Here is a 25,525-nt window from a genome sequence, read left to right on the forward strand (position 1 = left end):
CTCTCAGACGATCGCCGCTCCGTTCCTGCTTCGGCCCCGGTCAGTGCCCGTGGTGGTCGCCGTCGTGGCGCTCCCCATCGTGGTTCTGCTCGTCGTGGTTCTGCTCGTCCTGGCTCTGCTCGTGCTGTGACCCGTCGCGCTGCTGGTCGTCCTGCGGCGCCGACTCGTCGTGCGCAGCGGACTGCTCAGCGGACTCCTCGTCGCCGGCCGGACCGGGCGTGTAGGAGGGAGCGTCGTCCGTGAAGAACGCGCGGGCCGCGGCGGCGAGGGACGCGCTGACGGCCGCGGCGCGCGGATCCTCGTGCTGGTCGATCTCGCCCTGCGTCACGTCCTCGAGGTCGTCGTCATCGTCGGGCGACTCGTCGAGGATGACCTGGATCTCCTGTGTGCGCCCCTCGGCGAGCGCCGCGAAGATCTCGATCCCGGCGATCTCGGTGGTCTCCGTGCTGGGCTCCGGCGTGGCGAACTCGTCGTCGGCGGAGGGTGTCGTGATCACGGTCGTCGCCGCCGTGGGGGCGTCGTCGATGCGGTCGTCGCGGTCGTCCGCGTCCGGCTCCTGGCTCTCGGAGTGGTCCTCGCCCTCGGCGGTCTCGACGTCGGAGGTCTGCGGGGCCGACGGCACGCCGGTGATCAGGTCGTCGAAGGACACCGGCGCGGCGTCCGGGATGGTCAGCGCGGCGGTCTCGAAGGATCCGAGTGCTGCGGATCCTTCCTCGCCGGCGTCGGCGGCGTGGGTGAGAGGGGCTTCGTGCTCGTCGGAGTCCTCGTCCTGCCGCGCCTCGTCCGCGCTGTCCTGGGCCGCGTCGCCCGGCGTGTAGTCGGCGTCGATCGGGGCGGTCAGCGCGACGCCCGCCGCGATGGCGGTGTCGTCGTGGGCGTCCTCGGACGACGCGGAATCCTCGTCGGTGCGCTCTGTCTGGTCCTCGACGCCGGTCTCCGCTTCCGCATCCTCGGTCGACTCCGACTCGGACTGGTCCTGCTCGCCCTCGTCCGCCTGGACATCCGTGTCGGTGTCGCCCTTGGCGGATCCGTTCTCGCCGGAGGCGTCGGTGCCGGAGGCGTCGGCCTCCTCCTCGCCCTGGTCCGATCCGGCCTGGTCCGATCCGTCCTGGTCCGATCCGTCCTGGGCGGAAACGCCTTCGTCGGAAGCGCCTTCGTCGGAACCGTCCTCCTGGGACCCGTTCTCCTCGGAGTCGGAGTCGGAGTCGGAGTCGGAAGCCTCGTCCGCGCTCTCCGCATCGTTCTCGTCGGTCGCGGGAGCCTCGTCCTCGGGCACGCCCTCGCCGCCGTCGATCGCAGTCTCGGCGCTCTCGGACTCGGCGCCCTCGGTGTCCGTGCCGGCCGTCTCGGATCCCTCGTCCTCGGATCCTTCGTCCTCGGATCCTCCAGCGTTCTCGTTCTCGTCGGCTGCCGACTGCGCCGCGGCGAATTCGGCAGCCTCGCGGCGCGTGGTCGGAACCGCGGCAGCGCCTTCCGCAGGAGCGGCCGCGCCCGCGGCGTCGAACAGGCCGGCGACACCGGCGCTCGCGGCCGCCACGACCGGCACGGCCGCGGCGGCGCCGAACAGTCCGGCGGACGGGATGCCGTCGGCGGTCGCCGGCGCTTCGGCGCTCTCGTCGGAGGCATCCGCCGTGGAAGCGGAATCGGCCGTGACGGGCGCCTCGGTCGCCGCCTCCGGTGCGCCGACGATCGGCACCGCGCCGGTCGCGGAATCGCGACGGCCGTGCACGAGGTCGAGGAAGACCTCCTCGAGGCTCGGTCCGCGCTGCAGCAGCGTGGTGAGCGCGAGGCCGGCGGACGCGGCGACCGCGCCGACGGCGGCGGCGTCGGTGTTGTGCACGGTCAGGCCCGAACGCAGCACGTCGAAACTCAGCCCGGCGTTCTGCAGGGAGGCGGCGAGCGCCGCACGGTCGTCGGCGTCGACGACGACGGATCCCGTGGTCGGGTCCGAGAGCTTGCCGATGCTGTCGGCGTAGACCAGGCGGCCCTTGGACAGCACCAGCACGTTGTCGGCGATCTGCTCGATCTCGCTCAGCACGTGCGAGGAGACGAGAACCGTCCGGCCCTCGTCGGCGAGTTGGCGCATGAGCAGGCGCATCCAGCGGATGCCCTCGGGGTCCAGGCCGTTCGCGGGCTCGTCGAGCACGAGGGCGCCGGGGTCACCGAGAAGGGCCCCGGCCACGCTGAGCCGCTGACGCATGCCGAGCGAATAGGCGCCGATGCGCGTCTCGGTCTCGTTCTGCAGGCCCACCAGCTCGAGCACTTCCTGCACGCGGGAGAGGGGGATGCCGTTCGCCTTCGCCGCGATCGTCAGCTGGCGCGGCGCGGTGCGGCGGGGGCGGTAGACCGCCTCCTCGAGCACGGATCCGATCGTGCGCAGCGGGTGGCGCAGCTCGGAGTGGGCGACGCCGCCGATGGTGGCGGTGCCCGAGGTCGGACGGATCTGCCCGATCATCATCCGCAGTGAGGTCGTCTTGCCGGCGCCGTTGGGCCCGAGGAACGCGGTCACCGCGCCGGGCTCGATACGGGCGGAGAGGTCGTCGACAGCGGTGAGAACGCCGAAGCGCTTCGTCGCATGCGAGAACTCGAGCACTTGTCCGTCGGTCATCCGCGGCCTCTCATAGATACAGCAGTACCCCTCTATCCTGCCGGATGGGGAGGGAAAACGCAGGTTGATCCGGGGCATTCCGCCCAATGCGGGGGCCGCCGCGCCCGGCGCGCTCGTGCTCCGTCCACCCGGTCGTCGGCACCTCGGACGGAGCGCCGTGCGCGGTAACGTGGCATCCGTGAGCACCGTCGAAGACGCCCAGGGATCCGCCGCCGCAGACGCCGAGGTGCTCGTGCGCACAGAGGGAGCGCTGGGCTGGATCACGCTGAACCGGCCGCGCGCGCTCAACGCCCTCAACGTCGGGATGATCCGCGCGGTGCACGCAGCGCTCGATGCGTGGCGCGACGACAGCGACATCGAGATCGTCTACATCGACGGCGCAGGGGAGCGTGGCCTGTGCGCGGGCGGCGATGTGCGCGAGCTGCACCGCCAGATCACCGCGGGACGCAGCGCGGACACGGTGGAGTTCTTCCGCGAGGAGTACGCGATGAACGCCGCGATCGCCGAATACCCGAAGCCCGTCGTCGCGATCGCCGACGGCATCACGATGGGCGGCGGCATCGGCGTCGCAGGGCATGCGGCGATCCGCGTGGTCACCGAGCGCTCGCAGCTCGCGATGCCCGAGGTGAAGATCGGGTTCACGCCCGACGTCGGCGGCACCTGGCTGCTCGGCCGCGCCCCTGGCCGGCTCGGCGAGTTCCTGGCCCTCACGGCGGGGACGATGAACGGCTCCGATGCGCTCTACGCGGGGTTCGCCGACTTCTGGGTCCCGTCCGAGCGGCTGGACGCGCTGCGCGACGCGCTCGCACACCGGGCGGATCCGACCGGGCCGAGCGAGATCGTGATGCTGTTCGACGAGACGCCGGATCCGTCACCGCTGTCCGCGCAGCAGGCGTGGATCGACGAGGCGTTCTCCGCCGACACGGTGCCGGAGATCATCGCGCGCCTCCGGGCGCTCGCGGATGCCGGGCAGGGCGACGCGGCCGTCCCGGGCGAAGGCCCCACCCCCGCCGACACCGCAGACCTGCTCGAGTCCCTCGCGCCGACCGCGCTCGTCGTGACGCTGGACGCCGTGCGCGAGGCCCGCGTGATGGACTCCGTGCGCGACGCGCTGGCGGGGGAGTACCGACGGGTGCTGTGGTTCGTGCACCACCACCCCGACCTCGTCGAGGGGATCCGCGCTCAGCTGGTCGACAAGGACCGCAATCCGCACTGGGATCCGCAGACCCTCACCGACCTCGCCCCCGATGCCGGTGCCGAGGCGCGGGGCTACGTTCCCCCGGTCCCGCTCTGGAGCTGACGCGCGCTTCTCCGGGCGCCCGGGTTTCTTAACCGGATCCGGAAATCTCCACGCGAGCAGGGATTCGTTTCGCCCTCAGCGAAGATCTGAGTCGATCCTCCTCAAGGGGGATGTGAATGTCCGTGCCGCGTGGCAGGGTGTTTCGTGGTCGTTTCTCGACTCATTCCGCTTCCCCTGGGGAAGTCCGCTCCCACAAGGAAAGTCCGCCCGTGCTCGGAAAGATCCTCTTCCGCTATCTCAAGCGCTACAAGTGGCTGCTGCTCGGTGTGCTGGTGTTCCAGTTCGCGAGTGCGTATGCCTCGCTGTCCCTGCCGCGCCTCAACGCCGACATCATCGACAAGGGCGTCGCCAACGCCGACACCGCCTACATCTGGTCGCACGGCGGGTTCATGCTCGCCGTCTCGCTCGGGCAGATCATCGCCTCCGTGATCGCGACCTACTTCGCCGCGCGCGCGGCGATGAGCATGGGTCGCGACCTCCGCGCCGACGTGTTCGCCCGCGTCAGCGGCTTCTCCGAGCGCGAGGTCTCGCAGTTCGGCGCCGGATCGCTGATCACCCGCAACACGAACGACGTGCAGCAGGTGCAGATGCTGGCGATGATGGGCTCGACGATGTTCGTGACCGCGCCGTTGCTCGCGATCGGCGGCATCATCTACGCCCTGCAGACCAGCCTCCAGCTGAGCTGGGTCATCGCCATCTCCGTGCCCGCCCTGCTGATCGTGGCCGGCATCATCATCGGCCGCATGGTCCCGCTGTTCCGCAGCTACCAGGGCAAGCTCGACAACGTCAACCGGATCATGCGTGAGCAGCTCACCGGCGTGCGCGTCGTGCGCGCGTTCGTGCGCGAGCGCATCGAGGAGGAGCGCTTCCGCGGCGCCAACACCGACATCATGGTCGTCGGCCGCAACGTCGGCTCGCTGTTCGTGCTGCTCTTCCCGCTGTTCATGCTGATCATGAACGTGACGATCGTGGGCGTGATCTGGTTCGGCGGCGTCGAGGTGAACAACGGCACGGTCGAGGTCGGCACGTTGTTCGCCTTCATGCAGTACGTCGGCCAGATCATGTTCGGCATCATCATGTCCAGCTTCATGGCGATGATGATCCCGCGCGCCGCGGTGTCCGCAGAGCGCGTCGGCGAGGTGCTCGACGCCGAGCAGAGCATGACGCGACCGGAGAACGGCGTGACGTCGTTCCCGGTGCCGGGATCCGTTGCCTTCGACGACGTCTCCTTCACGTACCCGGGCGCCGAGTCGCCGGTGCTGCACGGGATCAGCTTCGCGGCGGAGCCCGGTGAGACCGTCGCGATCGTCGGATCCACCGGCGCGGGCAAGACCACGCTGATCTCGCTGATCCCTCGACTGTTCGACGTCACGGGGGGCGCCGTCGTCGTCGGCGGCACCGACGTGCGCAAGGCCGATGTCGACGCGTTGTGGAAGAGCATCGGACTCGTGCCGCAGCGCCCGTTCCTGTTCAGCGGGACGATCGCGTCCAACCTGCGCTACGGGCGTGAGGAGGCGACCGACGAGGAACTGTGGGCCGCGCTCGAGATCGCGCAGGCGAAGGACTTCGTCTCGGAGATGCCCGACGGGCTGGACTCGACCATCGCCCAGGGCGGAACGAACGTGTCCGGCGGTCAGCGCCAGCGGCTCGCGATCGCTCGCGCGATTGTCCACCAGCCCGAGATCCTCGTCTTCGACGACTCGTTCTCGGCGCTCGACCTGACCACCGACGCCCGGCTGCGCCAGGCGCTGTGGCGCGAGCTGCCGCACGTGACCAAGATCGTGGTCGCGCAGCGCGTCTCGACCATCACCGATGCCGACCGCATCGTCGTGCTGGAGGGCGGGACGATGGTGGCCGCGGGCACGCACGAGCAACTGCTCGAGACGAGCGACACCTATAGAGAGATCGTCGAGTCGCAGCTGGGGGTGGACGCATGAGCCCTTCGACAAGCTCAGGGACCGAGGGCGTGGACAAGAAGGCCGCACGCGCCGAGCGCATGGCGCAACGCCGGGCGAAGTACGCCGGCGGATCGACGGCGACCGTCGAGATGACCGACGCCGAGAAGCTGGAGGCCGAGCAGGCCGAGAAGGCGCGCCAGCAGGGCGGCGGGATGTTCGACGGGCCCGCCCCGGGCAAGGCGAACCAGTTCGGCCCGAGCTTCAAGCGGATGATCGGGCTGCTCAAGCCCAGCGCCGTATGGTTCGTGCTGGTCTCGATCTTCGGAGCGCTCGGCGTCGTGCTCGCCGTGGCCGCACCGAAGGTGCTCGGCAACGCGACCAACATCATCTACGAGGGCTTCACCTCTCTGCAGCTCGCCAAACCGCAGAACGGCTTCCCCGGCTTCCCGGAGGGCATGTCCCAGGCGCAGGTGGTCGAGCAGCTGCGCGCCGCGAAGCAGAACCAGTTCGCGGACATGGTGGCCGCGTTCGGGCCGTTCAAGGTCGGCGACGGGATCGACTTCGAGCAGTTGCGCTGGGTGATCACCGCGGTGCTCGCGATCTACGTCGGATCCGCTCTGCTGAGCTGGATCCAGGGGTACGTCATCAACGTCATCATGGTGCGCACGATGTGGCGCCTGCGTGAGGATGTCGAGGCGAAGATCAACCGCCTGCCGCTGTCGTACTTCGACAAGGTGCAGCGCGGAGAGCTGATCTCCCGCGTCACGAACGACATCGACAACATCACGCAGACCATGCAGCAATCGCTGTCCGGCGCGCTCACGTCGGTGCTCACCGTGGTCGGCGTCCTGATCATGATGTTCTCGATCTCCTGGCAGCTGGCCCTCGTCGCCCTCGTGGCGCTGCCGCTCATGGCCGTGATCTTCGGCGTCATCGGACCGCGTTCGCAGAAGGCGTTCGGGATCCAGTGGAAGAAGGTCGGCCGCCTGAACGCGCGCGTCGAGGAGGCCTTCTCCGGTCACGCGCTGGTCAAGGTGTTCGGCCGCGAGAAGGACGCGCTGGACAAGTTCCAGGTCGAGAACGAGGAGCTCTACCAGGCCGCGTTCAAGGCCCAGTTCCTGTCCGGGCTGATGATGCCGGCCATGACCTTCATCGGCAGCCTGACCTACGTCGGCCTCGCCGTGCTCGGCGGCCTCATGGTCGCCAGCGGTCAGCTGCGGCTCGGCGACGTGCAGGCGTTCATCCAGTACTCGCAGCAGTTCACCCAGCCGCTCAGCGAGCTGGGCGGCATGGCGGCGGTCGTGCAGTCCGGCACGGCCTCGGCTGAGCGCGTCTTCGAGCTGCTGGATGCGGAGGAGCAGGATCCCGACACCGAGGACGCACCGACCGTCACCGACGGCAAGGGCGTCATCGAGTTCGAGCACGTCGCGTTCTCGTACACCGAGGACCGCCCGCTCATCACGGATCTGTCGTTCCAGGTGGAGCCGGGTCAGACGGTCGCGATCGTCGGCCCGACCGGCGCGGGCAAGACCACACTGGTGAACCTCATCATGCGGTTCTACGAGCTCAGCGGCGGTCGGATCCTGCTCGACGGGCAGGACATCGCCCAGATGGAGCGTTCCGACCTGCGCTCCCGCACCGGCATGGTGCTGCAGGATCCGTGGCTGTTCGCGGGCACGATCCGGGAGAACATCCGCTACGGACGCTCGACCGCGACCGACGAAGAGGTCATCGACGCCGCCAAGGCGACCTACGTCGACCGCTTCGTGCACGCCCTCCCCGAGGGCTACGAGACGAAGCTCGACGAGGACGCCTCGAACGTCTCGGCCGGTGAGCGTCAGCTGATCACGATCGCGCGCGCGTTCGTCGCACAGCCGTCGATCCTCATCCTGGACGAGGCCACGTCGGCCGTCGACACCCGCACCGAGCTGCTGCTGCAGCACGCGATGGCGGCGCTGCGGCATGGGCGCACGTCGTTCGTGATCGCGCACCGTCTGTCCACGATCCGCGACGCCGACCTCATCCTGGTGATGGAGCACGGCGACATCGTGGAGAAGGGCACGCACGAGGAGCTCATCGCGGCCGAGGGCGCGTACTGGCGGCTGTACCAGTCGCAGTTCGAGCAGGCCGCGAGCGACACCGATGCCGACCAGGCTCTCGTCACCGGAACCGTCACGGTGCCGACGGACGGATCCGTCGCGTCGGTCCCTGAGCTTGTCGAAGGGGCCGAGGCCGGCGGGGCCGTCGTCGCCGGGGCGGGGACCGCTCCTGTCACGGTGGCCGAGCGGGTCATCGAATCGGCCGAGCGGCCGGACGGCCCGTCGATCGAGTTCGGCGACGACCGGGTCTGAACCGTCCCCCTCGATGAGAGCGCCGTCGTCCTGTTCGCAGGGCGGCGGCGCTTTCGCGTTGCCGGATTGCGCCGTACATTGTGCGCCGTGCACCGGGGTTGGCGTCGGGGCCGGGGTCAGCGGCAGGGACGGGTGCTGCCGAAGTCGCAGTCGAAGTTGAAGTCGAAGTCGCAGTCGAGGGCGGATTCGGGGTCGCGGCGGGGCGCGGCCGCAGTCTCAGCCGTCGCAGCGGCGGGGCCGTGCCCCCGTGTGTTCAGGTCGCACTTTCTGCTCTGCCAAGGCCGGTTTCAGAGCAGAAAGTGCGACCTGAGCGGATCCAGTGCGACCTGAGCGGATCCAACGCGACCCGGACCGACCGGCTGCGACAGGGTCATACTCGCCCGACGACCGTTGCCGGTCGGATCCGGGATCCCTACTGCGTGAGTCCGAGCAGCTCGAGGGGATGGGTGAGGCGCCACCAGAGGCTGGGGCCGTGCAGGGCGGTGCGCAGTTCCAACGGCACCGAGGCGGAATCCAGGGGACCCTTCAGGCTGAGCGTTCCCGCCTTCTCTCCGGCCTTCCACTGGTCACCGAGCGAGAACTTGGTGGTCGCGGTGGCCGAGGCGCCGTTCCACAGCACGACCCGGCCGTCTTCGGCCGCGACGACCTGGGTGGTCTCGCCCCACGCCGTGTCGACGGTGCCCAGCGTCGCACCCTTGCCGACGGTCTGCGGCTGGTCCTTCAGCGCCGCCTCGATGCCGGCGTACAGGGCTCGTGAGGCATCGACCCGGCCCTGATCGCTGTCCTGCCCGAGGGCGGCGACGTAGATTCGCACGATGGTGTCGCTGTCGGAGACGTCCTTTGCCGAGAGCAGGTTGTAGCGAGTGTCGTCCCCATCGCCGATCGTGCCGGTCTTGATGCCGACGATGCCGGCGTCGTCGATGAGGCCGTTGGTGTTCTTCACGACGCCCGCGCCGGGCAGCTCGACGCTCTTCTGCTTCACGATCCCGGCGATCACCGGGTTCTTCTCGGCGATCTGGCCGAGCTGAATGAGCGCGCGCGGGGTTGCGACGTTGCCGAAGTCGAAACCGGAGGGCGTGACGACCGTGATGTCGCCGAGGTCGTGCTGGCGCAGCCATTGGTTGGCGGCGGCGGCGTAGTTCTCCTCCGTACCCCAGACCTCGCGGGCGAGCCGGTCGGCGTAGTTGTTCGCGGAGCCGAGCAGGATCCCCTCGTAGAGCTGGTACTGGGTGAGGGATCCGTCCACAGGCACGTCGAGCGCGGACTGATCCTGCCTCAGGTAGCTCAGGTAGTCGTCGCTGTCGGCCTGGGTGAATGCGAACGAAGGACCCTGCTCGCCGGGCTTGAGTGGAAGCTTGTCGAGCGAGACGAGCACGGTCACCAGCTTCGTGATGCTGGCCATCGGCACCTGCTGCTCGGCCGAGGCGATCGTGCCGATGCCCTCGACGCCCACGGCGGCGCTGCCCGTGGCAGGCCAGGCCGCAGCCGCCGCAGGGGCGGCGGCCGGCTGGAACTCGACCGCGGAGGCGACGGGCTGCACGGCGTTCAGCGGCCAGAGCGCGGTCGTGGCGCCATACGCCACGATCACGGCGAGCACTCCGACGAACGGCAGCAGCACGCCGGGCCGGACGAGGGTTCGGTGCGGGGCGTCGTCGAGCAATGACCGGGAGGGAGCCGTCGCGGCGGCCGTACCGGCGCCCACCCGGGCCACGTCCACCCAGGTGAGAGCGGCGGTCGGGGTACGGTCGGGGCCGCGGACGAGCCCTGCGGAGGGCAGCGGTCGCACGGGGGCGACGGGGGTCCGGTCGGCATCGGTGCCTGCGGCTGTCTGCGGCACGGAGGCTGGTTCGGTAACGGCGGTCCGACCTGCGCTGACGGCAGGGACGAGGGGCGTCGGCTCGACGATCGGATCCTCCGGCAGCGCGGGCGGCGCCGACTCCGACGTTACGGCCGGCGCTGACGTTACGGCCGGTGCCGACGTTACGGCCGGTGCTGACGGTGCGGTCGGTGCCGACAGGGCGGGCGGCGCGATCTCGATGGCCGGATCCTTCTCGGCGACCGCCGACTCAGAGGTCGAGGCCGACCCAGAGGGAACCGCATCCGTCGCTCCTCCGAACAGCGATGCGGAGGGGGTCGACTCGGGTGCGGGGAACAGCGGTGCGTCGGGAGGGACGTCCTGCGCGGGGAACAGCGACGCGGATCCGCTCCGCTCCGGCGTCGTCGAGAACAGTCCAGCCGGCTCGACCGCGGTCTCGTCGATCTCCGTTTCGGTGCCCTCTGCATCGAGTGCGTCAGCGTCGACGATCTCCGGATCGACCTGGGCGGCCCCCGGACCGTCGTCATTGTTCACCCCCCTACCGTATCGGGCGCCCCTGTCAACGGCGGGTATCCTGCGCGTTCGGGCGGTCCGGGAGGCCGGGGCGATCACGACGCGGTCAGGGCGATCCGCCCGCTCGGGTCCGCCGAAGGATGACCCTCCGCGCGAACCGAGGGCATCCGGCGACAGCGCAGGGGATGGGCTGCGTCGCACCACGACGAGGCGGTCGCCGCCGCTTCCTCACGGCGCTAGAATGGGCGGATCACCACGGGAGTCCGGCGAGCCGGGCTGAGAGGGAGCGAATCGCGCTTCGACCGTCGAACCTGATCCGGATCATGCCGGCGCAGGGAGGAGTTTCCATGATGCACACATCCGTCCGCGCGTCCGAGACGAACGCAGACAGCACGCAGAGCCGGGGCCTCGGCCGTCCGGGACTCTGGCGCTGGCGCGTCGTCGACATCGTCGTCGCCAGCGTGATCGCCGTCGCATGCGCCGGCGTCTTCCTGCTCTGGGACATCGTCCACGTGGGGCCGAGCGCCCTGCTCACCCCGCTGCTTCCCGGCCTGCAGGAGCTGCTCGCAGGTCCGTGGCTGCTCGCCGGAGTGCTCGGCGGTCTCATCATCCGCAAGCCCGGTGCGGCGCTGTACACCGAGCTCGTCGCCGCGGTGATCGAGTCGCTCGTCGGCAACCAGTGGGGCCCGCTGACGATCGTGTCGGGGCTCGTGCAGGGCCTCGGCGCCGAACTCGTGTTCCTGATCTTCCTGTACGCCTCGTGGCGGCTGCCCGTCGCGCTGCTCGCGGGAGCCGCCGCCGGTCTCGCCTGCGGCATCAACGACCTGATCCTGTGGTACCCCGGATCCGGGACCCTGTTCATCACGGTCGCGCTGATCTCCGCCACGGTGTCGGGCCTGATCGTCGCGGGCCTCGGCGGGTGGCTCATCACGCGGGGCCTCGCCGCGACGGGCGCCCTCAGCCGCTTCGCCTCCGGGCGTTCCGCGGCTGCGCGGGTGTGAGCGCGGCACGGCCAGGAACGCCCGCGCGGCTCGAAGCGCACGGCTGGGGCTGGCGCTACGCCACCCGGCGTCGCTGGGCGATCCGTCACGCCTCCGTCCAGATCGAGCCGGGGGAGCGCGTGCTGCTGCTCGGCGCTTCCGGATCGGGCAAGTCGACCCTCCTGCAGGGCCTCGGCGGAGTGCTCGGCGGCGCCGACGAGGGCGAGGCCGAGGGAGCGCTGCTCGTCGACGGGGTCCCGGCGGACCGCGCCCGCGGCAGGGTGGGAATGGTGCTTCAGGATCCGGACACGCAGACGATCCTGGCTCGCGTGGGCGACGACGTCGCCTTCGGGTGCGAGAACCTCGGAGTTCCGCGGGCGGAGATCTGGCCGCGTGTGGACGCAGCCCTCGCCGCCGTCGGGCTGGACCTGCCCCTCGATCGGCCGACCTCGGCGCTGTCCGGCGGGCAGAAGCAGCGGCTCGCGCTCGCCGGCGTGCTCGCGATGCGTCCGGGGGCGATCCTGCTCGATGAGCCGACGGCGAACCTGGATCCCGCCGGCGTCGCCGAGGTGCGTCGCGCGGTCGGCTCGGCGCTGGACGCCACCGGGGCGACCCTGGTGGTGATCGAGCATCGCATCGACGTGTGGATCGACCTCGTCGATCGCGTGATCGTGCTCGGCGCGACAGACGACACGACGGTCGTGATCGCCGACGGCGACCCGCGCGCAGTGCTGGAGGAGCGTGCCGACGAGCTCGCCGCGATGGGCGTGTGGGTGCCGGGCATCGACGTCGCGGCGCGGGCCAGAGCGCTGGTCCGCGCGCCGTCGCCGTCACCGGAGGCGCCCACCGGACCCGTCTCCGGACCGCCATGCCGTGGTCCGGGTCGCGCGGCCGGCGAGCGCGGCGCGGGCGGCGACGGCGGCGAGGAACTGCTCCGCGCCGACAGTCTCGTGGTCGGCCGCGCGAAGGGGATCCCGGTCGCCGGACCGTTCGACCTCGTGGTCCGCGCCGGCGAGGTGCTCGGGATCACGGGTCCGAACGGCGCAGGCAAGTCCACGCTCGGGCTCACCCTCGCCGGTCTCATCCCGCCCCAGCGCGGACGGGTGCGCGCCACTGCGGCCCTGCACGCGGACGCCTCGGGGACGGATCCGTTCTCGTGGTCGTCGCGGGAACTGCTCACGCGCATCGGCACCGTGCTGCAGAGCCCCGAGCATCAGCTGCTGGCGAGCACGGTGCGCGACGAGCTCTCGATCGGGCCCCGCGCGCTGCGCCTGCCCGATGCCGAGATCGAGGCCCGCGTGACCGAGCTGCTGGGAAGGCTCCGCCTCGACGCGCTCGCGGCGGCGAACCCGTACACGCTCTCCGGCGGTGAGAAGCGCCGGCTGACGGTCGCGGCGGCCCTCGCGACCCGGCCTCGCGTGCTGGTGCTCGACGAGCCCACGTTCGGGCAGGACGCCCGCACCTGGGCGGAGCTGGTCGCCATCATCGCCGAGGTGCGCGACGCGGGCACCGCGGTGATCGCGATCTCGCACGACGAGGACGTGCTGCGGGCTCTGGGTGCGCGGCGACTGGAGGTCGGCGCATGACCCTGGCCCTGCCCGACATCCGTGCGGTCCGCCCCGGACCGATCGCGCCGCGCAGCGCGCTGGCGAAGCTCGCCGCCGCGCTGCTGATCACGCTGCCGCTGATCCTCTCGGTCGACGCCCTCTCCGCGCTCACCGCTCTGGTGCTCTCGATCCCGCTGCTGCTCTGGTGCGGTCTCAGCGCGCGCGAGTTCTGGCTGCGCACCGCAGTGCTCTGGATCGCGGCGCCGCTCAGCGCCGTGACCATCGCGCTGTACGGCCAGGCGAGCGGAGCCGTGCTGTTCGACTGGTTCGTGGTGCACGCCACCGAGGGGTCGCTCACACTCGCCCTGGCGACGGGCCTGCGGGTGCTCGCGATCGGGCTCCCCGCGGTGGCCTTGTTCGCGACGGTGGATCCGACGGACCTGGCGGACGGCCTCGCGCAACGCCTGCGGCTGCCGGCCCGCTTCGTGATCGGCGCGCTGGCCGGCATGCGCATGCTCGGCCTGCTCGCCGAGGACTGGCGTTCGCTCGCGCTGGCCCGGCGGGCACGCGGCGTCGCGGATCAGGGCCGGCTCCGACGGGGGATCGGCATGGCGTTCGCGCTTTTCGTGCTGGCGGTGCGGCGCGGATCCTCACTCGCCACGGCGATGGAGGCGCGGGGCTTCGGCGCGCACGATCTGCCGCCGCGCACGTGGGCGCGTGCGGCGCCGTGGACCCGCGCCGACACCGTGCTGGTCGCGCTGGGCGCCCTCATCCCGGCGATCGCGATCACGGTCGCCGTCGCCGGCGGGACGTGGCACCTGATCCTCGGACCGTCCTGAGTCAGGGCCCCCGCGGGCCGGCCTCGTCCCCGAGGGGCACCACGAGCAGCTCCTCGATGCGGCGGCGCAGGGCCTCGGCCATGTCGACCGAACCGGGGTCGAGCAGCCACTGCAGCTGCAGGCCGTCCATGAGGGCGGTGAGTTCCGCCGCGGCGCGGTCCTCGTCGACGTGCGGGGCGAGGTGGCCCGCCGCGCGGGCGTCACGCAGGGCCTTGGCCGTGCCGGACCTGATCCGCTGGTAGCGCCGCACGAAGTAGTCGTGCGCGGGGTGCGCGGGGTCGGCGGCCTCGGCGGAGAGCACGGCGTACAGGGCGATGATCCCACCCACCTCGGTGTTGTGCCGGGCGAGGTCCACCATGCCGCGCAGGATCCCGATGCCGTCCTGGCCCTGCGAGCCATTGCGCCGGAACCGTTCGCGATCCTCCAGATCCCTGGTCTCCAGCACCGCCTCCATGAGCGATTCCTTGGTGGGGAAGTGATGGGCCAGACCCGCGCGGGAGATCTCGCAGACCTGCGCGATCTCGAGCATCGTGGCGCTGTTGAAGCCGACGCGTCCGAACAGCGCGGTCGCGGCCGCGATGATCCGCTCCCGCCGGGCGCGGCCCGTGGTGTATCCGCGTTCGGTCGTCATCGGTGTCCCATCGTATGCGTCGGCGGGCATCGGCGGGGGTTGCGCTGACACCGGATCCGCGGCTGGATCCGCAGCCGAAGGCGCCTGAGATGCCTGCGGAACAAAAACCTACATTTGTGCCGGTATTCATGCTAGCTTCGATCAACCGGCTCCGAGGACGCGTCGAGCGCCTTCGTCGGCCCGACCCGATCCCACCGCTCGCCCCCAAGGACTGACAATGACGTCGACATCATCCGACACGCCCGAAGAGCTGCGCCCGCCCATCACCGAGACCACGTTCGTGGCGACCGCGTCCGGCGAGGACGACCCTCCCGCGCCGATCAAGGGCGTGCGACGGCTGCTCGCCTGGATCATCCCCGCGAACTTCGCGATCTTCGTGATCTGGGGCGCGGTGCCGGGGATCCTGCTGCAGGCGCAGCTGATCGCGATGTTCCCCGACGAGAAGACCCAGGTCGCGAACATCGCGATCGTGTCGACGATCGGCGCCCTCGGCGCGATGATCGCTCAGCCGGCCGCCGGACAGCTCTCCGACCGCACCCGTTCCAGGTTCGGCCGCCGCGCGCCGTGGATCATCGCGGGCGCGATCGTGGGCGGTATCGCGCTCATCGCACTCGGGTTCATGAACAACCTCGTGGGCATTATCATCGCGTGGACGCTGATCCAGGTCGCCTACAACTTCGCGCAGGGCCCGCTCTCGGCGATCCTGCCGGACCGGGTCCCGGTCGCCCGCCGCGGCACGTTCGCCGCGCTCTCCGGCATCGGTCTCATGTTCGGCGCGCTCGGCGGTCAGATCATCGGATCCCAGCTCGCGCACTCGATCACGCTCGGCTACATCATCTTCGCCGTCTTCGCGGTCGTCGTGCTGCTCGGGTTCGTCGTCGCGAACCCGGACCACCCCAGCCTCAACTTCAAGAACGAGCAGTTCAGCTTCGGCGAGTTCCTGCGCACGTTCTGGGTCAGCCCGATCAAGCACCCGGACTTCTTCTGGGCGTTCACGGGCCGCCTGCTCCTCTACACCGGATACTTCGCCGTCACCGGGTTCCAGCTGCTCATCCTGAAGAACTACCTCGGCGTGAAGGACCCCTTCTCGGTGATCCCGCTGCTCGGCATCCTCAGCCTCGTGGGCATCCTCATCGCGACGGTGGTGTCGGGCCCGCTCTCCGACCGGGTCGGCCGGCGCAAGCCGTTCGTCTTCGGATCCTCCCTGCTCATGGCGGTCGCGCTGGTGTTCCCGATGATCGCCCCGTCCTACACGTCGTGGATGATCATGACCGTGATCAGCGGCTTCGGATTCGGCATGTTCCAGGCCGTCGACACCGCCCTGATGAGCCAGGTCCTGCCGTCCGCCAAGAACTTCGCCAAGGACCTGGGCGTCGTGAACATCGCGGCGACTCTGCCGCAGACCTTCGCCCCCGGCGTCGCCGGCGCGATCGTGCTCGCATTCGGGTACGGAGCGCTCTTCCCGATCGCGATCGTGCTGAGCGTGCTCGGCGCGGTCAGCGTCTGGTTCATCAAGTCGGTCAAGTAGAGGAGAACATGAGATGACGGACACTGTGAACGAGGTCGTGCTGCCCTACCGCGACGCCTCCCTGCCGATCGACGAGCGCGTCGAGGATCTGCTGGGCCGGATGGAGCTCGCCGACAAGGTGGGCATGCTGTTCCACACCATGGCGGCCTTCGCCGAGCTCGACGAGAGTAACCCGACCTTCGGACTCCCCTCGATCTCGTCCATGGTGCGCAAGCGCCGGATGAGCCACTTCAACCTGCTCGGCGCCGCTCCCGGCGGCCGCGAGTTCGCCGCCTGGCACAACGCCCTGCAGCGGATGGCCCTGGACACCCCGCTGGGGATCCCGATCACGCTCTCCACCGACCCGAGGCACTCGTTCAGCGACAATCCGCTCACCTCGCTCATGGCCGGGCCCTTCTCGCAATGGCCGGAGACGCTGGGCTTCGCGGCCCTCGGATCCCCGGAGCGGCTCGAGCGCTTCGCCGACATCGCGCGGCAGGAGTACCTCGCAGTGGGCCTCCGCGTCGCGCTGCACCCGCAGATCGACCTGGCCACCGAACCGCGCTGGTCACGGATCGCGGGCACGTTCGGGGAGGACGCGGATCTCACCTCGCGCCTCGTCGTCGGCTACATCCGCGGTTTCCAGGGCTCCGAGCTCGGCCCGGACTCGGTTGCGACCATGGTCAAGCACTTCCCGGGCGGCGGTCCGCAGCTCGATGGCGAGGACCCGCACTTCGCGTGGGGCAAGGAGCAGGTCTACCCGGGGGACGCGCGGGACTACCACCTGCGCCCGTTCATCGCGGCGATCGGTGCCGGCGCGACCCAGATGATGCCGTACTACGGTCAGCCCGTCGGCACCGACTGGGAAGAGGTCGGGTTCGGCTTCAACAAAGGCGTGCTCACCGATCTGCTGCGCGACGAGCTGGGCTTCGAGGGCATCGTCTGCACCGACTGGGGCCTGCTCACCGACGTCGTCGTGTTCGGCGCCGACATGCCCGCCCGCGCCTGGGGCGTCGAGCACCTCACCCGGCCGCAGCGCATGGTCAAGGCCCTCGACGCGGGCATCGACCAGTTCGGCGGCGAGCTGTGCACCGAGGAACTGCTCGGGCTCGTCGAGCGCGGCGAGGTCTCCGAGGATCGTCTGGATGTCTCCGTGCGGCGACTGCTGCGCGAGAAGTTCCGGCTCGGCCTGTTCGAGAACCCGTTCGTCGACGAGGGGACCGCGGAGGCGATCGTCGGCCGCGCCGACTTCGTCGCCGAGGGACTGGACGCGCAGAGCGACTCGCTCACGCTGCTCACGAACACGGCGGTCGACGGCGGATCCCCGATCCTCCCGCTCGCGCGCGGAGTGAAGGTCTACGCCGAGGGCGTGGCCGCCGAGGCGCTCGCCGCGTATGCGACCGTCGTCGCGAGCCCGGAGGAGGCCGACGTCGCGATCCTGCGCATCAAGGCTCCGTTCGAGGACCGCGACCGCGGCGGGTTCAGCGACCTGTTCCACTCCGGATCCCTCGAGTTCCCGGCCGAGGAGCACGCACGGCTGACAGCGATCGCCGAGTCGGTGCCCACGGTGATCGACATCTACCTCGACCGTCCGGCCGTGCTCCACGGCCTCGAGGAGTCTGCGCGCGCGGTGCTCGCGGACTACGGCGCCTCGGACGAGGCCGTGCTGCGGGTGCTGTTCGGCGAGCGCGGACCGCAGGGCGCGCTGCCCTTCGATCTGCCCCGCTCGGACGCCGCCGTCGCCGCCAGTCGCACGGATGTGGCATTCGACACGGAGAACCCGACCTTCCGGTTCGGGCACGGCCTGCGGTACTGACCGGCCCCTGCGCCCCGGGCGCTCCGAGAGCTCGGAGCGCCCGGCACCACGAACGCGGCGTCCCCTCGGGGAGGCCGCGTTCGTCAACCCTGGGGTCGTTGAGCGAGCACCGACACTTCGACTCGCTTCGCTCGCTCAGTGCGGGTCTCCGCGAGGCGCGAGACGAAACGCGGCATTCCTGCGGACCTGCTTCGACGAGTGCCGCGTTTCGTCTCGGTCGGCTCCGCCGTCCTCGCTCAACGACCAGCGGTCTCGGTCGTCCTCGCCGTCCTCGCTCAGCGACCGTGGCGGATCCGGTCTCGTCCCTTCGATCGATCTTTCGATCAACCTTGTGCACGATGGCGTACGGAGTCCGCGCCGGTGGACTGGAGGCATGGCAGATTCCGTTGCGCGCTCGCGCCTCTCCGATGCCCTGACTTCGCGCCGTGGTGCGTGGGTCTCGCTCGGACTCGTCCTTCTCCTCATGGTGCTGCTGTTCGGCGCCTTCGGCTCGGCCAAGGCGCCGGGCGGCAATGCACAGGCTCCGGCCGCATCAGAGTCGACCCGGGTCTCCGAGCTCTTGAAGACCTTCCCTCAAGCGGACCGGCAGTCGGTGCTCGTCGTGGCGTCGCGGGGTGACGGTGCGGCGCTGTCCGAGTCGGACCTGGCGGCGCTGAAGGATCTGGTCCCCGTGCTCGGTGCCCGCGCGGCGGCGGATCCGTCGGGGCCCGTGATCAGCGAGGACAGGAAGGCCGCGGTGATCATCACTCCGATCACGGCGTCGGAGGCGAACGCCGAGAATGCGAAGGCGATCTCCGCGCTGCGATCGGACGTCGCCGCGCACGCAGCGGACGGGCTGACGCTGCAGGTCACCGGCGGTCCCGCGTTCGGCGCGGACATCGCCTCCGCGTTCGAGGGCGCGGACTTCACTCTGCTGATCGTCACGATCCTCATCGTCGCGATCCTGCTCATCGTGACCTACCGTTCGCCGATCCTGTGGCTGATCCCGCTGGTGGTCGTGGCGCTCGCGGACGGACTCGCGGGCCGGATGACCGCGGCGGCCGGATCCGCGTGGGGCTTGCAGTTCGACGCAGGCATCATCAGCGTGCTGGTCTTCGGCGCGGGCACGAACTACGCGCTGCTGCTGATCTCGCGCTATCGCGAGGAGCTGCAGGCCGAGCCCGATCATCGTCGTGCCCTCGGCACGGCCTGGCGGAAGACCATGCCCGCGATCGTCGCCTCGAACGTCACGGTGGTGCTCGCCCTGCTCACGCTCGTGCTGGCGGTCATCCCGGGCACGCACGGGCTCGGGATCTCCTCGGCGATCGGGCTGCTGATCGCGCTCGGGTCGGTGCTGTTCCTGCTGCCGCCTCTGCTCGCGGTGTGCGGGCCGAAGGTGTTCTGGCCGTTCATACCGCGCCCCGGCGAACAGCGACGGCAGGGACGGGTCTGGCGCGGAATCGCCGGCGGTGTCGTGAAGCGCCCGGTCGTCGCGCTGCTCGCGGGTGGCGCGCTGCTGGTGGTGATGGCGGCGGGCCTGTTCGGCACCTCGGTCGGGCTCGACCAGGTGGAGAAGTTCCGGGTGCCGTCGGAGTCGGCGGCGGGGCTCGAAGTGTTCTCCGCGCACTTCCCGGCGGGTGAGGCGCAGCCGATCCTCGTCGTGACCGACGCGGCGCAGGCTCAGGACGTCATCGCCGCGGCGAAGGACGTCCAGGGGGTCGTGCGCGTGCAGCCGATCGGCACCACGGCGGACGGCGACCTCACGAAGATCATGGTGACCAGCGAGTACGCGCCGAGCACGGAGCGGAGCCTGAGCCAGATCACCGCGCTGCGCGACGCCGTGCACGCCGTCCCGGATGCGCACGCCCTCGTCGGCGGGGCGGTCGCGACCGACCTCGACGCCCGCGCCGGCAACCAGCAGGATCTGCTGCTCATCGCGCCCCTCGTGCTCCTGGTCAGCTTCCTCGTGCTGCTGATCCTGCTGCGTTCGATCGTCGCACCGGTGCTGCTGCTGATCGTGAACCTCGCCAGCGCGCTCGCCGCGATCGGCGCCGGCGCGTGGCTGAGCCGGGCGCTGTTCGGCCAGCACGCGCTCGATCTGCAGGTGCCGCTGCTCGCGTTCCTGTTCCTGGTCGCCCTCGGCATCGATTACACGATCTTCCTCGTGCACCGCGCACGCGCCGAGGCCGCAGAGCGCGGCACCCGTCAGGGCATGGTCGAGGCGATCGCGCACACCGGCGGCGTGATCACCAGCGCGGGCATCGTGCTGGCGGCGGTGTTCGCCGCCCTCGGGGTGCTGCCGCTCGTGACCCTCGGCCAGCTCGGCCTGATCGTCGGCGTCGGCGTGATCGTGGACACGCTCGTGGTGCGCACGGTGATCGTGCCCGCGATCTTCGCCCTTATGGGCGACCGGATCTGGTGGCCGGGTCGGCTGCGCCGCGCGTCGGATACGGCGTCATCCGCGGCGGCTGAGGCTCCGGATCCGGACGTCTCGGATCCTGCCCCGGATCAGGTTCCCGTTCTCCGGGGTCGTTGAGCGAAGACGCGAAGGCGACTGAGACGAAACGCGGTGCGCCGACGGACGTGATCCGCGAGCGCACCACGTTTCGTCTCGCTTCGCTCGCTCAACGACCCCAGGGTGAGCGGGGCACGGCGGATGGCGTCAGAGCGCGGGCAGCCAGAGCGTCATCCGCATCCCGTCCTCGGGCAGATGCAGCACCTCATAGCGGCGCGCGGCGACGGTGCCGTCCGCGGAGCGGACATGCGTGACGGCCCCCCGCCGGCGCTGCACGAGATGGCCGCCCCACCAGGTCCGGAACAGCGGGCTCTGCGCACTCAGCTCTTCGACGAGAGCGACGAGCTGCGGATCCCGCAGGTCGTCGACGTTCGCGGCGCGCAGGTGCGCGACCGCGCCGCGAGCGAGCTCCTCCCACTCGACGAACGTCGACGTCGCGCGCGGGTCGAGCAGGAGCGAACGGCATGTGTTGCGCTGAGCGGGCGGGAGATCGGCGAGCCCCTCGTGGAGTGCGAGCCCCTCGGGGTTGGCCGCCACGACCGTGCTGAGCCGGTCCAGCACGTACGCCGGGTTGGGGCGCACGGCGTCGACCAGCATCGTCATCCGGGCGACCAGGGCGTCGTCGAGGGCGGGCGTTTCCACAGTCTCGGGGCGAAGCATGCCGGGGTGGGCGTCGCGCAGCCGGTGCAGGTGATCGGCGGCGTCCGGGTCCAGCCGCAGTGCCCGGGCGAGCGCGTCCAGCACGGCGTCGCTGGGGTGGGTCTCGCGTCCTTGTTCGAGCCGCGTGTAGTAGTCGGCGCTGATGCCTGCGGCGGTCGCGACCTCTTCGCGGCGCAGGCCCGAGGTGCGACGCCGCGCCCCCGACCTCGACGCCTCGGTCTGCAGCCGCGCGTCGGTGCGCCGGGCACGGAGGAAGTCACCGAGAGGGTTCGACATCCGCAGCCTCCGCACAGCTCAGAAAGACAGGATCCTCGGCGCCGCCGAGTGCTCCCAAGGGGCAGCGAGGGTGCGGCGCTCCTAGGAAGACTACGGTCTTCCGCGCCGTGCGCCGAACCGGAACCCTGGGTGATGAGTCGTCCCCCTGAGGGCGAGCCACAGACCGTGCTCAGGGGGACGACTCGGAACAGCGAGGAGACACGATGGCCGCCTACACACACGGACACCACGATTCGGTGCTGCGATCGCATCGCTGGCGCACGGCGGAGAATTCGGCGGCATACCTGCTGCCGCACCTGCGCCCGACCGACCGGCTGCTCGACGTCGGAGCGGGACCGGGGACGATCACCGCGGATCTCGCGGGCCGGGTCGCCGAGGTCGTGGCGACGGAGATCGGCGCGGAGGAGCTCGAGCTCAGCCGCACCACGGCGGCCGACCGCGGTGTGACCAACATCGACTTCCGCGTCGCCGACGTGCACGCCCTGGACTTCCCCGATGACAGCTTCGACGTGACGCACGCGCACCAGGTGCTGCAGCACGTGGCGGATCCGGTGCAGGCCCTGCGGGAGCTCGCCCGGGTGACGAAGCCGGGCGGGATCATCGCCGTGCGCGACAGCGACTACGGCGGGTTCAACTGGTGGCCCGCAGTGCCGGCGCTGGACACCTGGCTCGACCTGTACCGGACCGCGGCGCAGGCGAACGGGGGAGAGCCGGATGCCGGTCGCCGGCTGCTGGCGTGGGCGCACGCCGCGGGGATCACCGACGTCGTGGCCACCTCGAGCACCTGGTGCTACGCGACGCCGGAGGACCGCGCCTGGTGGGGCGGGATGTGGGCCGACCGGATCCTCGACTCCGCGATCGCACGCCAGCTCGTCGAGTCCTCGGCGGCGACGCCGGAAGATCTGCGCGGCGTCAGCGACGGCTGGCGGGAGTGGGCGGCGAGCGAGGACGGCTGGCTGTCGGTACTGCACGGCGAGATCCTCTGCCGCGTGTGATCCGTCACGCACGACGCGGATGGGCGAGGTCACCCCTCCGCGTCGGCAGTGGCTGCGGGGTGCTCCGCGTCGTGCGTCGCCGCCCAGGAGGCGAGCAGGGCGAGGCGCTCGGCGGACGGTGACGCGGGCTCGGCCGTGTAGACGAGAAGCACATTGCCCGGCTCCGCGGTGATCGCCAGCTCCTCGTATGCGAGGGTCAGCTCGCCCACGATCGGGTGGCGGAAGCGCTTGGTGCCCGCGCCGTGTCGACGCACGTCGTGCGCGGCCCAGAGCCGGCGGAACACCTCGCTGCGCGTGGACAGCTCGCCCACGAGCTCCTGCAGGGCGGTGTCGTGCGGATCCCGGCCTGCCTCCGCGCGCATCACTCCGACGCACATGTGCGCGAACAGGTCCCAATCGGGATAGAAGTCCCGTGCGGCCGGATCCAGGAACTGGAAGCGGGCGAGGTTCGGCGTGCGCCCGCCGTCGCCGATCACGGGTGAGTAGAAGGCTCGCCCCAGGGCATTGGTGGCGAGCAGGTTCTGCCGCGGATCGCGGACGAACGCCACTCCGTCGGTGATCGAGGACAGCGCCCACTGCAGGCTCGGCCGCAGCGGCACCGGGCGACCGCTCCCGCGGCGCCGTGCCCGGCCGCTCGTGGGGATGCCGTCCGCAGCACGCGCGAGGTCGAGAAGGTGGGCGCGTTCGGCGTCGTCGAGTTGCAGCGCGTCGGCGAGGGCGTCGAGCACGGCGGCCGAGGCTCCGGCGATCGCACCGCGTTCGAGCTTCGCGTAGTACTCCACGCTGACCCCGGCGAGCGCGGCCACCTCACTGCGGCGCAGACCCGCGACACGGCGGTTCGCACCGGCGGGCAGCCCCGCCGCCTCCGGTGAGACCTGGGCGCGCCGGGTCATCAGGAACTCGCGCACCTCGGCTCTGTTGTCCATGCACAGCAGAGTAAGCCGATCGGTGTTCGTGAGGGATGCCCTGCCGGTACACCCCTCGACAGGGACTCCCGCGCGGGCACTCACGGGAGCACAGTAGAACCCATGAGCAATCCCGACAACACCCGGACGGCGCACTGGGGCGGCGTCCTCGCGATGACCCTCTGCGTCTTCGCGCTGATCGCGGCTGAGTTCATGCCCGTGAGCCTGCTCACCCCGATCGCGGCCGGCCTGCAGGTCACGGAGGGAGCGGCCGGACAGGGGATCGCGATCTCGGGCCTGTTCGCCGTGATCACCAGTCTGTCGATCTCGCGAGTCGCCGGCCGGATGAACCGCAAGACGCTGCTCCTCCTGCTCACCGCCGTGATGACCGTGTCCAGCGCACTCATCGCCGTAGCGCCCACCTATCTCGTCTACATGGTTGGCCGGGGGCTGATCGGCGTCGTGATCGGCGGGTTCTGGTCGATGTCGATCTCCGCCGCGATGCGGCTCGTGCCCGACCACCACGTGCCGCGGGCGCTCGCGATCTTCAACGGCGGGAACGCCCTCGCGGCCGTCGTCGCCGCACCGATCGGCAGCTTCCTGGGCGCCGCGATCGGCTGGCAGGGGGCGTTCTGGTGCCTCGTCCCGGTCTCGCTGCTGGCGCTCGCCTGGCAGTGGATCAGTCTGCCCTCCATGCCGGCACCGCCGCGATCCGCCGCGCACGTGTTCGCTGCACTGCGCTCCCGTACCGTAGCGCGGGGCATGGCCGCCTGCGGCGCGTTCTTCGCCGGGCAGTTCCTGCTGTTCACATACGTCCGGCCGTTCCTCGAGCGCGTCACCCGCCTCGACGCGACCGCGGTCGCCATCGTCCTGCTCGCGGTCGGCATCGGCGGTCTGCTCGGCACCATCGCGATCGACCGGGTGCTCCGGCACGGGCTGCACGCCGCACTCGTCGTGATCCCGATGCTCATGGCGCTCATCGCGACCGCGCTCGTGCTGACCGGATCCTGGCTCGCCCCGGTGGCCGTGCTGCTGGCGCTGTGGGGGATGCTCGGCACCTCGGCTCCCGTGGGCTGGGCCAGTTGGGTCGCGCGCACCATGACCGAGGATCCCGAGGCCGGGGGTGGGCTCCAGGTGGCCGTGATCCAGCTGTCGATCGCGCTCGGATCCACCGTCGGCGGCGTGATCTTCGATCATCTCGGCCATGTCGCCACCTTCCTGACCAGCGCCGCTGTGCTTCTGCTTTCCGCGGCGCTCGCCGCATCCCTCCGTCCCCGTCGCGACGACACGACCGGTGTCTCCGCGGTCACCACCACTATCTGAAGGAGAACATCATGCGTGGAGTCGTCATGCACGCCCCGGGCGATGTCCGGACCGAAGAGCTCGAGATGCCCGTCATCCTCGAGCCGACCGACGCGATCATCCGCGTCACCGCGACCTGCATCTGCGGATCCGACCTCTGGCCCTACCGCGGCGCCGAGCCGATCCGCGCCGGCGGTCAGCGGATGGGCCACGAGTACATCGGGGTCGTCGAGAGCGTCGGCGACGCGGTGACCCGGATCCGTCCGGGTGACTACGTCGTCGGATCCTTCGTCGCCAGCGACAACACCTGCGAGATCTGCGCGGCCGGCTACCAGTCCCGCTGCGTGCACCAGGTGATGATGGGCTCGGTCGGCACCCAGGCGCAGTACGCCCGCATCCCGCTCGCCGACGGCACGCTGGTCGTGACGCCAGAGGAGCCCTCCGCCGACCTCATCCCGTCGCTGCTCGCCGCCTCGGACGTGCTCGGCACGGGCTGGTTCGCCGCGGTCGCTGCCGAGGCGGGCCCGGGCAGGACCGTCGCCGTGGTCGGCGACGGCGCGGTCGGGCTTCTCGGCGTGCTCGCCGCGAAGCAGCTCGGCGCGGAACGGATCATCGCGATGTCCCGCCACGCAGATCGGCAGGCGCTCGCCCGCAGCTTCGGCGCGACGGACATCGTCGAAGAGCGCGGCGACGAGGGTGTCGCCCGGATCAAGGAGCTCACGAACGGCCTCGGCGCGCACTCCACGATCGAGGCCGTCGGCACCCAAGAGTCGATGGAGCAGGCGATCCGCGCCACGCGCCCCGGCGGGCACATCGGGTTCGTGGGCGTGTCCCACGACGTCGCCCTGGACGGTGCAGAGGTCTTCTTCTCCAGCGTGCACCTGCACGGCGGGCCGGCGCCGGTGCGCCGCTTCCTGCCGGAGCTCGTCGATCTGATCTTCCAGCGGCGCATCGACCCCGGCGCGGTCTTCGATCTGACGCTGTCGATCGAAGACGCGGCCGAGGGCTACCGCGCGATGGACGAGCGCCGCGCGACCAAGGTGCTGCTGACAACCGACTGAGAGCCACAAGATCCGAGTCGTCCCCC

The 25,525-nt window shown here is 70.7% G+C and carries 17 protein-coding genes and 1 riboswitch; of the genes, 12 read left to right on the forward strand and 5 right to left on the reverse strand.

Features of this window, described 5'->3' with window-relative positions; genetic code table 11:
- Window positions 1-40: 40 nt before the first annotated feature.
- Entirely contained in the window at window positions 41-2,608 is a 2,568-nt protein-coding gene (locus AB4078_RS16575) for an ATP-binding cassette domain-containing protein (RefSeq protein WP_441978052.1), read from the reverse strand.
- A 178-nt stretch (window positions 2,609-2,786) separates the two neighbouring features.
- Between AB4078_RS16575 and AB4078_RS16580 the strand changes: the two genes are divergently transcribed.
- The 3 genes from AB4078_RS16580 (at window position 2,787) to AB4078_RS16590 (ending at window position 8,157) form a co-directional block, all read left to right on the forward strand.
- Complete coding sequence (locus AB4078_RS16580) at window positions 2,787-3,908, forward strand: enoyl-CoA hydratase/isomerase family protein (protein ID WP_441978053.1); 1,122 nt, start codon at window positions 2,787-2,789, stop codon at window positions 3,906-3,908.
- A 209-nt stretch (window positions 3,909-4,117) separates the two neighbouring features.
- Window positions 4,118-5,845, forward strand: a complete 1,728-nt coding sequence (locus tag AB4078_RS16585) for an ABC transporter ATP-binding protein (RefSeq protein ID WP_440734298.1) — start codon at window positions 4,118-4,120, stop codon at window positions 5,843-5,845.
- A 110-nt stretch (window positions 5,846-5,955) separates the two neighbouring features.
- Entirely contained in the window at window positions 5,956-8,157 is a 2,202-nt protein-coding gene (locus tag AB4078_RS16590) for an ABC transporter ATP-binding protein (RefSeq protein ID WP_441978088.1), read from the forward strand.
- A gap of 412 nt (window positions 8,158-8,569) precedes the next feature.
- On the opposite strand, the gene AB4078_RS16595 is transcribed toward AB4078_RS16590, so the two are convergent.
- Complete coding sequence (locus tag AB4078_RS16595) at window positions 8,570-10,507, reverse strand: D-alanyl-D-alanine carboxypeptidase (RefSeq protein WP_441978054.1); 1,938 nt, start codon at window positions 10,505-10,507, stop codon at window positions 8,570-8,572.
- A gap of 224 nt (window positions 10,508-10,731) precedes the next feature.
- A riboswitch (TPP riboswitch) is annotated at window positions 10,732-10,841 on the forward strand.
- Here AB4078_RS16595 and AB4078_RS16600 point away from each other — a divergent pair.
- From AB4078_RS16600 to AB4078_RS16610, 3 genes are all read left to right on the forward strand, one after another.
- Window positions 10,837-11,487 carry an ECF transporter S component gene (locus AB4078_RS16600; RefSeq protein ID WP_441978089.1) on the forward strand — a complete coding sequence of 217 codons (651 nt, stop codon included), beginning with the start codon at window positions 10,837-10,839 and terminating at the stop codon, window positions 11,485-11,487. (Overlaps the previous riboswitch by 5 nt.)
- Entirely contained in the window at window positions 11,484-13,052 is a 1,569-nt protein-coding gene (locus AB4078_RS16605; protein WP_441978055.1) for an ABC transporter ATP-binding protein, read from the forward strand. The genes AB4078_RS16600 and AB4078_RS16605 overlap by 4 nt, the downstream gene beginning before the upstream one ends.
- Window positions 13,049-13,852 carry an energy-coupling factor transporter transmembrane component T family protein gene (locus tag AB4078_RS16610; RefSeq protein WP_441978056.1) on the forward strand — a complete coding sequence of 268 codons (804 nt, stop codon included), beginning with the start codon at window positions 13,049-13,051 and terminating at the stop codon, window positions 13,850-13,852. Before AB4078_RS16605 ends, AB4078_RS16610 begins: the two co-directional genes overlap by 4 nt.
- A gap of 1 nt (window position 13,853) precedes the next feature.
- Here the strand turns inward: AB4078_RS16610 and AB4078_RS16615 are convergent, their stop codons facing one another.
- Window positions 13,854-14,483 (reverse strand): TetR/AcrR family transcriptional regulator, encoded by a 630-nt coding sequence (locus tag AB4078_RS16615; RefSeq protein ID WP_441978057.1) that lies wholly within the window; start codon window positions 14,481-14,483, stop codon window positions 13,854-13,856.
- A 217-nt stretch (window positions 14,484-14,700) separates the two neighbouring features.
- Here AB4078_RS16615 and AB4078_RS16620 point away from each other — a divergent pair, with 217 nt between their 5' ends.
- The 3 genes from AB4078_RS16620 (at window position 14,701) to AB4078_RS16630 (ending at window position 20,321) form a co-directional block, all read left to right on the forward strand.
- Window positions 14,701-16,011: an MFS transporter gene (locus AB4078_RS16620; RefSeq protein ID WP_441978058.1), complete on the forward strand. Its 1,311-nt coding sequence runs from the start codon at window positions 14,701-14,703 to the stop codon at window positions 16,009-16,011.
- Between the two features lie 13 nt (window positions 16,012-16,024).
- Window positions 16,025-17,806, forward strand: a complete 1,782-nt coding sequence (locus AB4078_RS16625; RefSeq protein WP_441978059.1) for a glycoside hydrolase family 3 protein — start codon at window positions 16,025-16,027, stop codon at window positions 17,804-17,806.
- Between the two features lie 373 nt (window positions 17,807-18,179).
- Window positions 18,180-20,321 (forward strand): MMPL family transporter, encoded by a 2,142-nt coding sequence (locus AB4078_RS16630; protein ID WP_441978060.1) that lies wholly within the window; start codon window positions 18,180-18,182, stop codon window positions 20,319-20,321.
- A 126-nt stretch (window positions 20,322-20,447) separates the two neighbouring features.
- Here AB4078_RS16630 and AB4078_RS16635 read toward each other — a convergent pair whose 3' ends face one another.
- Window positions 20,448-21,236 (reverse strand): helix-turn-helix transcriptional regulator, encoded by a 789-nt coding sequence (locus tag AB4078_RS16635; RefSeq protein WP_441978061.1) that lies wholly within the window; start codon window positions 21,234-21,236, stop codon window positions 20,448-20,450.
- A gap of 203 nt (window positions 21,237-21,439) precedes the next feature.
- Here AB4078_RS16635 and AB4078_RS16640 point away from each other — a divergent pair, with 203 nt between their 5' ends.
- Entirely contained in the window at window positions 21,440-22,231 is a 792-nt protein-coding gene (locus tag AB4078_RS16640) for a class I SAM-dependent methyltransferase (RefSeq protein ID WP_441978062.1), read from the forward strand.
- A gap of 29 nt (window positions 22,232-22,260) precedes the next feature.
- Here the strand turns inward: AB4078_RS16640 and AB4078_RS16645 are convergent, their stop codons facing one another.
- Window positions 22,261-23,157 carry a helix-turn-helix domain-containing protein gene (locus AB4078_RS16645; RefSeq protein WP_441978063.1) on the reverse strand — a complete coding sequence of 299 codons (897 nt, stop codon included), beginning with the start codon at window positions 23,155-23,157 and terminating at the stop codon, window positions 22,261-22,263.
- A 102-nt stretch (window positions 23,158-23,259) separates the two neighbouring features.
- On the opposite strand from AB4078_RS16645, the gene AB4078_RS16650 reads away from it, so the two are divergent.
- A complete protein-coding gene (locus AB4078_RS16650) occupies window positions 23,260-24,459 on the forward strand; it encodes an MFS transporter (RefSeq protein ID WP_441978064.1) in 1,200 nt (399 codons plus the stop codon).
- Between the two features lie 11 nt (window positions 24,460-24,470).
- A complete protein-coding gene (locus AB4078_RS16655) occupies window positions 24,471-25,499 on the forward strand; it encodes a zinc-dependent alcohol dehydrogenase family protein (RefSeq protein ID WP_441978065.1) in 1,029 nt (342 codons plus the stop codon).
- Window positions 25,500-25,525: the final 26 nt, after the last annotated feature.

The organism is Microbacterium sp. 2MCAF23, assembly GCF_052115565.1.
In the GTDB taxonomy this organism is placed as follows: Bacteria; Actinomycetota; Actinomycetes; order Actinomycetales; family Microbacteriaceae; genus Microbacterium.

Coding starts and splice junctions, on each gene's coding strand:
- AB4078_RS16575 (WP_441978052.1), bottom strand. CDS start 2,608: ATGACCGACGGACAAGTGCTCGAGTTCTCGCATGCGACGAAGCGCTTC.
- AB4078_RS16590 (WP_441978088.1), top strand. CDS start 5,956: ATGACCGACGCCGAGAAGCTGGAGGCCGAGCAGGCCGAGAAGGCGCGC.
- AB4078_RS16600 (WP_441978089.1), top strand. CDS start 10,837: ATGCACACATCCGTCCGCGCGTCCGAGACGAACGCAGACAGCACGCAG.
- AB4078_RS16610 (WP_441978056.1), top strand. CDS start 13,049: ATGACCCTGGCCCTGCCCGACATCCGTGCGGTCCGCCCCGGACCGATC.
- AB4078_RS16615 (WP_441978057.1), bottom strand. CDS start 14,483: ATGACGACCGAACGCGGATACACCACGGGCCGCGCCCGGCGGGAGCGG.
- AB4078_RS16620 (WP_441978058.1), top strand. CDS start 14,701: ATGACGTCGACATCATCCGACACGCCCGAAGAGCTGCGCCCGCCCATC.
- AB4078_RS16625 (WP_441978059.1), top strand. CDS start 16,025: ATGACGGACACTGTGAACGAGGTCGTGCTGCCCTACCGCGACGCCTCC.
- AB4078_RS16630 (WP_441978060.1), top strand. CDS start 18,180: ATGGCAGATTCCGTTGCGCGCTCGCGCCTCTCCGATGCCCTGACTTCG.
- AB4078_RS16635 (WP_441978061.1), bottom strand. CDS start 21,236: ATGTCGAACCCTCTCGGTGACTTCCTCCGTGCCCGGCGCACCGACGCG.
- AB4078_RS16640 (WP_441978062.1), top strand. CDS start 21,440: ATGGCCGCCTACACACACGGACACCACGATTCGGTGCTGCGATCGCAT.
- AB4078_RS16645 (WP_441978063.1), bottom strand. CDS start 23,157: ATGGACAACAGAGCCGAGGTGCGCGAGTTCCTGATGACCCGGCGCGCC.
- AB4078_RS16650 (WP_441978064.1), top strand. CDS start 23,260: ATGAGCAATCCCGACAACACCCGGACGGCGCACTGGGGCGGCGTCCTC.
- AB4078_RS16655 (WP_441978065.1), top strand. CDS start 24,471: ATGCGTGGAGTCGTCATGCACGCCCCGGGCGATGTCCGGACCGAAGAG.